4 protein-coding genes and 1 pseudogene are annotated in these 7,205 nt (G+C 59.0%); 1 reads left to right on the top strand and 4 read right to left on the bottom strand.

The annotated features are described in order from the left end of the window. Positions 1-12 precede the first annotated feature (12 nt). The 3 genes from CKW15_RS26720 to CKW15_RS26730 all read right to left on the bottom strand — a co-directional run bounded on the left by CKW15_RS26720 (position 13) and on the right by CKW15_RS26730 (position 3,795). Positions 13-1,257, bottom strand: coding sequence for a glutamine synthetase family protein (locus CKW15_RS26720; protein ID WP_177450602.1), 1,245 nt, complete (start codon positions 1,255-1,257; stop codon positions 13-15). Between the two features lie 244 nt (positions 1,258-1,501). Further along, on the bottom strand, positions 1,502-2,194 hold the full coding sequence (locus CKW15_RS26725; protein ID WP_095061717.1) for a sensor histidine kinase KdpD: 693 nt from the start codon (positions 2,192-2,194) through the stop codon (positions 1,502-1,504). Beyond that, positions 2,191-3,795 (bottom strand): tetratricopeptide repeat-containing response regulator, encoded by a 1,605-nt coding sequence (locus CKW15_RS26730; protein WP_095152986.1) that lies wholly within the window; start codon positions 3,793-3,795, stop codon positions 2,191-2,193. Before CKW15_RS26730 ends, CKW15_RS26725 begins: the two co-directional genes overlap by 4 nt. Before the next feature lie 765 nt (positions 3,796-4,560). Here CKW15_RS26730 and CKW15_RS26735 point away from each other — a divergent pair. Then, positions 4,561-5,274, top strand: coding sequence for a response regulator transcription factor (locus tag CKW15_RS26735; protein WP_095061713.1), 714 nt, complete (start codon positions 4,561-4,563; stop codon positions 5,272-5,274). 99 nt (positions 5,275-5,373) lie between these two features. On the opposite strand, the pseudogene CKW15_RS26740 reads toward CKW15_RS26735, so the two are convergent. Then, a pseudogene (locus CKW15_RS26740) lies at positions 5,374-7,205 on the bottom strand (hypothetical protein); the annotation flags it as partial.

Below are 7,205 nucleotides of genomic sequence, written 5' to 3' on the forward strand. Positions count from 1 at the left end.
GTAGACGGGACGTCAGGCCTGGACCGCTAAAACACGCCGTTCCCAGGGAGTAATTTCATCATAGAAGCTGGTCAGCTCCAGGGTCTTCGAAGCGATGTAGCCTTCGATGAATTCCGCCCCGAACAGTTCCTTGGCCAACTGACTACGTTTCAGACGCTCAAGCGCCGCGTGCAAGGTACACGGCAATGAAAGATTATCCGGCACTTCAAATTCGCCCTGGATCGGCGCGCTCGGTTCCAGCTTGTTCTCGATGCCATGCAACCCAGCCGCGAGGCTCGCGGCAATCGCCAGGTACGGATTGGCGTCAGCCCCCGGCAAGCGGTTTTCGACCCGCCGCGCCACCGGCAAACTCGCCGGAATTCGCAAACCCGCCGCGCGGTTGTCATGGGACCAGCACGCATTGTTCGGCGACGCATAAGGGTGGCACAAGCGCTGGTACGAGTTAACGTTCGGCGCAAACAACGCGGTGAAATCCGCCATACAGGCTTGCTGACCGGCGATAAAATGCCGGAAGGTCGCTGTCTCCTCCCCCGCCTTGTCACTGAACACGTTACGCCCCGAATCGACCTCAACCACACTCTGGTGAATGTGCATCGAGCTGCCCGGTGTATGCGCCAACGGCTTGGCCATGCAAACCACGCTCAGGCCGTGCTTGATCGCGACTTCTTTCAGAAGATGCTTGAACAGGAACGTCTGGTCGGCCAGCAACAGCGGATCGCCATGCAGCAGATTGATCTCGAACTGGCTCACGCCCATCTCGTGCATGAACGTATCGCGGGGCAACCCCAGCGCCGCCATGCATTCATAGACCTCATTGAAAAACGGCCGCAAGCCGTTATTGGAGCTGACGCTGAACGCCGACTGACCATCCTCGCGACGACCGTCCAGACCCAGGGGCGGCAGGAAAGCTTGAGTCGGGTCGGTGTTGGGCGCAAAAACGAAGAACTCAAGCTCGGTCGCCACCACTGGCGCCAAGCCGAGGGCGGCGTAACGGGCGAGCACGGTCTTGAGCTGACCACGGGTCGACAGGTTGGAGCTGGTGGTGGTGCCCAACTCATTCGCATCGCAAATCGCGAAGGCCCGCGGTGGATGACTCCAGGGCAAGCGGTGGATTTGCGCCGGGTCGGGAATCAACGCCAGGTCGCCGTCATCGCTGCCGTAAAAACGCGCAGGCGGATAACCGCCCATGATGCATTGCAGCAGCACACCCCGCGCTAACTGCAAACGCCGACCGTCGAGGAAACCCTCGGAGGTCATCACTTTGCCCCGGGGTACGCCATTCAAATCCGGCGTGACACATTCCACTTCATCAATGCCCGTCAATCGCTGCGCGAGTGAACTCAGGCCAACGGTTGTCATGACGCAATCCTTGTTATTGTGCGAGCCGCGAACGGCGACCGTACAAAATAGACTCCGCATGTTCAGAATATCAAGCAGCCCTCATCAATAAAGATGTAAAACCTCGTAGGCGCTGCCGAAGGCTCGGGTCTACGACAAACAATCACGGGAGGTAAAGGCTGAACACCCCACCACCCAACGCCCCGCCATTGCTGATTTCGGTACGTCCGACAACCCCGTTGCGCTGATGCAGTGCGGCAATCCGCCCGGCAAAATACAGACCCAGCCCGGTGCTGCCACTGCTCTGGTTAATACCCTGAACGTAATCGGCCTGACGCTCGATCATCTGCGCCGGATACCCCTCGCCGTCGTCGTTGATGGTCAGCACCAGTTGCCCGGCTTCGTCGCTGACGCTGATCAACAACGCGTGCCGTGCGTAACGGATCGCGTTGTTGATGCAATTGGCCAACACCGAGGCAATCAACTCGCGATCAAAGAATCCCAAGGGGCTCAACGGGTCCACTTCATAGGTGACCATGATGCCGCGGCTGGCGAACACTTCCTGATGACACGCCAGTTGCGCCTCGATGAAATCGTCCAGTTCATGGTAGGCCGGTTGCAGGGGCATCTGGTTGACGCCGAGTTTGTACAGACCCAGTAACTGCACCAGCATGCCGTTGAGGTGCGCGAACTCGAAATCGATCACGCCCTGCTCCGGCGACTGGCGCGCTGGCTCTGGCAAGCGTGCCAGCCATTGGCTGTGGGCCTGCATCAACAAGGTCAACGAGTTCTTCATGTCGTGCACGGTGGAAGCGATCACCGTGGAGAAATCCAGACCCTGCCCGTTGTCGTTCATGCGCTAAACGCCTTGCTTTTGAGCTTCTGATAACGCGCAAAACGCACGTCGGAGTCCGGCATCAGGCCGACCATCTTCAGGCAGGTCCGGCACTCTTCGAGTTCTGCCGACGCAACATTGGTGTCGGTGCCATGCAACAACGACTGCGCCATGTTCAGGGCAATGCTGATGTTCTTCGGTTGCAACGTCAGGGCTTTGCGGAACACCGCCCGCGCTTCCACCAGGTTGCCGGTCTTGTACACGCGCACCCCTTGACGGTTGAGGTCGGCCGCAGCGTTGCCGGCGTTGAGGATGGAAGGATCGTCGGTCTGCTTGGCGATATCCTTCATGACCACCGGATCGTCACCGTAGATCTCCACGCAGTTTTTCAGCATGGCGGTGCCGGCCTCGGTCTGCCCGAGCATCTTCAGTTGCTTGGCCACCAGCAGCGCGGCCTCGGCGCTCATGAATTGCTCCATGCCATCAAGGCGCAACAAAGCCTGCTCGGTGAGTTTGTCGGCGGTTTCGGCGTCGTTGAGCAACAGGCTGGTGGCTTTCATCAGCCGTGCGCGAATTTGCAGGCCCGGATCGGAAGGGTTTTCCTTGGCCACAGCACTCAGCGTGGTGTTGATTTCCAGTCGAGTCCGCGTGTCCAGGCCCCGTTCGCTGCCCTTGCTGATCAAGGCGTGAGCCAGGCCAAGATTGCTCTCGGCGTCTTTGAAGCGCGACTGCGCACCTTGGGCCACGGCCTGGCGATAGGCTTTGGAAGCCGTGTCGAAATCTTCGTTGGTCATGGCCAACTTGCCCAGCAACGCTTGCCGGCGCACCGCCAGCGGTGACAGGCGGATCGCTTCTTCCAGCACACGCTGCGCGCCCTTGGTGTCGCCCTCGGCGACCAGCACATCGGCCATGCCATCGTAGAGCGACGGCATCATCGGGAACACTTTCAAGGCTTTTTCGTAGATGCCCTTGGCTTGCGAAACCTGCCCGCGCTTGAACAACAACTTGCCCAACCCGGCAAAGGCCCACGGCAAAGGTCGGTCGGCAATGATGCTGTCGTACAGGCGCTCCAGTGCTTCGTTCTGATTCAGATCGCGCAAAGCGTCGGCGCGATAACGCAGGCACAAGGGCGAATAGCGAATGTCCTGTTTGCACAGGGCGATGCAGGCGTTGAGCACTTCCATCGGTTTGCCACGGTCGAGGGCTTGCAGGATCGGCTTGAGCAAGGTCTTGCGCTGCTCCAGCCGTTCCAGGCGCTGGGCCAGACTGGAACGGTTGAACGGTTTGGTCAGATAGGCGTCGGGCTCATGTTCCAGCGCACTGAGCACCATGGCCTGGCTGGTTTCGGCGGTGACCATGACGAACACCGCTTCACGGCTGATCAGCTTCTCTTCCATCAGGTCTTCGAGCACCTGCTGGCCGTTCTTCTTCCCATCGCCCAGGTGGAAGTCCTGCAGGATGAAGTCGTAAGCCTTCTGCGAGCACATTTTCAGCGCCTGCTCGCCGGTATCGGCGGTGTCCACTTCCTTGACGCCCAGCTCGCGCAACATTGAACGCACGGAACTGCGGAAGTCAGAGAAATCATCGACGATCAAAAAACGCTTTTGGTGATACGACAGCATCGAAGATTTCCAGGCAATTTAAGAAGAAGAACCCAACGGCACACCCTCGGACGGACGCAGCTTCGGTGGCGCCTGTTTTGGGCGCGCAGATGATAGCTGGTGGCCCTAGGCTATCAAACACCTGCTCATCGACAATAAGCCCCCATGCCGAGCGCGCAGACAAATACGTCCGTGACAGCCCGGGTTATCGGCCAGCCATCGCATTCCCTTGAGAACCTTCCCCAAGGCTCACGCGAATTATGTGAACGCGTTAATGAAAACGAATCCTGTCGACTCGACAGCCGAGCTTTTCGAATTCGCCGATAAATTGACTAAGTCGAGATTAGTCCTCCTAACTTCACACCATTCGTCTATTAATTGACGACAATAAACAGGATCCAATCATGGCCGCTTGCCACCTTTTACACGGCTAAAACATTGATTTACGAGGCTTCCCCTCCCCCTTGAGCACTTCGATCCGACCGGTCCGCACCGGTTCTGTATCGAGGACCGACGTACGGGCAGGCTGGCACCGCGCTGGGCTGACCTAGAATCAGTTGAGAGGCGCGGGGAGCACATCGTCATGTGTAAACCTTTGATAATTATTCGTATTCATTTTTTCCCGCGAGCCTTGTCTACCGTTTGGAAACGTTCGTCCCGCCTGCCGGCGCTGTTGATGGGAAAGCCCCCGGGGCCGCTGGTAGCCAATGCCTGGACGGGCACCCTCACGGCCTTCCGGCGTTTCCCGCAGACCACTGACAGTTTTGCAAGGAGGTCAGGAACATCATGACTGACCAGAAAACACCAATAAGCGTGATGTTGGTCGATTGCCGCCCCCTCGTGCTGGTGGGCCTTCACGACTTGATCAATGCCAGAAAGCCCCGGATGGAGGTGACCGGACAGGCCACCACCTATACCCATGCGCTGGACCTTGCCGATCAGTTGCGGCCCCATGTGATTTTTTTCAGTTTCTTTCCGGATGCGCTGAATCCTCTGGAAGTCGTCGCAGAACTCAGCCGTAACACCGAAATGAAAGTGCTGCTGCTCAAGGGCCTGTACGAAGCCGTCCCGGCTGCCCAGGCGATAGAGGCTGGCGCTCGCGGCATCGTGCTGGCGGAAGACCCGACGGAGTCGATTGTCCAGGCCATCCTCAAGGTTCACCACAGTGACGTCGCAATGGACAGAGCCTGGGTGGGCGGCCTTTCCGGCTATGCCGCGGCCGGGCACGTACCCTTGAAATGCAACGTGGAGCAGGCGAAACAGGCGCGGTTGACGCTGCGCGAGAGAGAACTGATCCGCGCCATCGTGGGAGAGCCGTCCGCCAAATACGTAAGCATTGCCGGCCGCCTGGGGATCAGTGAGCACACTGTGCATAACCACCTCAGCAACATCTATCAAAAGCTTGATCTGATCAACCGCATCGACCTGCTGATGTATGCGCAGAAACACGGGCTCAACCACGAAGCGCCACCCAATTCCGTCTGGGTAAAACTGGATTGAATTTCAAGTCGATATAAGAAGGTCTGCCCCTCGGCACCGCAAAAAAATGCGCGGGTGGTTTCCTACACCACCCTCGCATTCGTTCTTGCGTGCGATACCTCAGGCACTAAAGAAGAGGTCGGTATCCTGAAGGTCGACCCCGACCACGGTGATGGTCGTGACTTGTCCTGGCTCGGTCACCGTCACGATGCTGTCAAAGCCGGTGTTGTCGATCAGGAAGGCGCTCTGCACTCCGTTGATCACCAGTTTGTCGTGCACGTCCGGGCCCACATCGAAGCCGGTGACCTGGTACAGGTTGTCATTGATCGACAGGTCGATGTTGAACGCATCTTGCTCGCCGATCGTGCCCACCAGCGTGTAGTCGAAGGACGCGTCGGGGTCGTTGGCAAACAGGTTGGCGTCAAACGTACTCGTCGCCGAATCGCCATCCTTGTCGGTCAGCGTCGCGCTGAACGCCAGTTTCACATCGTTGGCCAGGCTCTCGCTCTCCGAAATGAACTGGATGACCGGGATTTTGATATCGCCCCGACCCATCGTCAGTTGAACCGCATCGATCAGCAGTGCACCCGACTTCTCAATGAGGAAGGACACCTGCCCACCCGCCTCCTGCGTCACGGTGTTCACCTCGATGCGATCCGAGAACGAACCATCCTCGTAAAAGACCCTGTAATACAGATCCTCGGTCGCGGTGTCGTAACCCCCTACGGAGTTGTCGATAAAGACCCTCATGCCCGCCAGCAGCGTTTCCGGATTGATGACGAAACTTTCATCGTCAGCGCTGATTGCCGCCTGGTTGTCTCCCTGGAACACGTTGTTGGCAACGCCGATGCCGGACGTGCTGACGTTCATGGCTGCCGGGTCGATGAACGACGGTAGAGGGTTGGTCTGTAGCGTGGCTTCAGTAGGGTCGGGGGCTCCGAGCCCGATGCCGCTCAGGATCTGCGCAGTCGTCGCAAGCGCCTTCGCGGAAAAGAACACAACCTCTTCCGATGCCGAAGGAATAGCCGGGTTGTTCGTCTCAGGAATCAACAAGGTGCGCACTGGATCCGGGCCGCCGGCCGAGAGCGCGCCGTCGGCACTGCTGAGCACGATCGTCGAATGGAAGCCTTGCACCAGATCCAGTGCATAAGTGCCATCGGCGAAGGCGGTCAGCGTGTAGTCGACGCTGGTATTGGCTGTTGCGGCGTTGTTGTCGAAATCACCGGTCAGCGTACCCGCAAAATGGTAGGCGCCGTTGATATCCGGTGAGCTCCCCTGTTCGGTGAGCGTACCGCTCCCGGTTACCGTCGTGTTGTTTGGCCTGACGAGGGTGAACTGGTTGTTCACCAACGAAATATCCAAGCCTGCCGCACCTAGCCCGTCGGCTCCCGCCGCGCTGGTCCAGAACCCGTATTGTGGAAGGAGGCTACCGGTCCCGATCAGGTTGCCGAACGCGAGAGTCGGCGTGTCGTCATCGACGGTGATCACCAGTTTTTCAGCCGCAGCCGTTACGGTGTCGCCGTCCTTGTCGGTGGCCGTCAGCAACGAGCCGAGGTTGATGGTGATGTCGTTTTCATCATTGCCGGGCGCGTGGTCCAGCGGTTTGAGCAAGGTGAAGCTGTAGGCACCCGCGGCACTGAGGCTGAAGGTGAACACATCGACCGCACCGGCCTTGGCCGTGAGCGTATCGCCCACGACGCTGTAGACCAGCGCCACCCCGCCCGACGTCAGCGCTGGCAAGCCACTGGTGTCACTCGCCAGGGCATAACTCAGCGGCGTGTCGGCGCCGGACTGGAAGATGCCGGTCACGCTGCCATTGGCGGCAGTCGCCGTACCCGCCACATCGCCGATCCCTCCAGCAATGCCATTGGCCAGGCCGTCCTCGTCGACGGTGCCGGCTGCGGCTTCTCCGGCCGCGGTTGGTGTGTCGTCATCGACGGTGATCACCAGTT

The sequence above is a fragment of the Pseudomonas sp. Irchel s3b5 genome, assembly GCF_900187435.1.
Lineage (GTDB): Bacteria > Pseudomonadota > Gammaproteobacteria > Pseudomonadales > Pseudomonadaceae > Aquipseudomonas.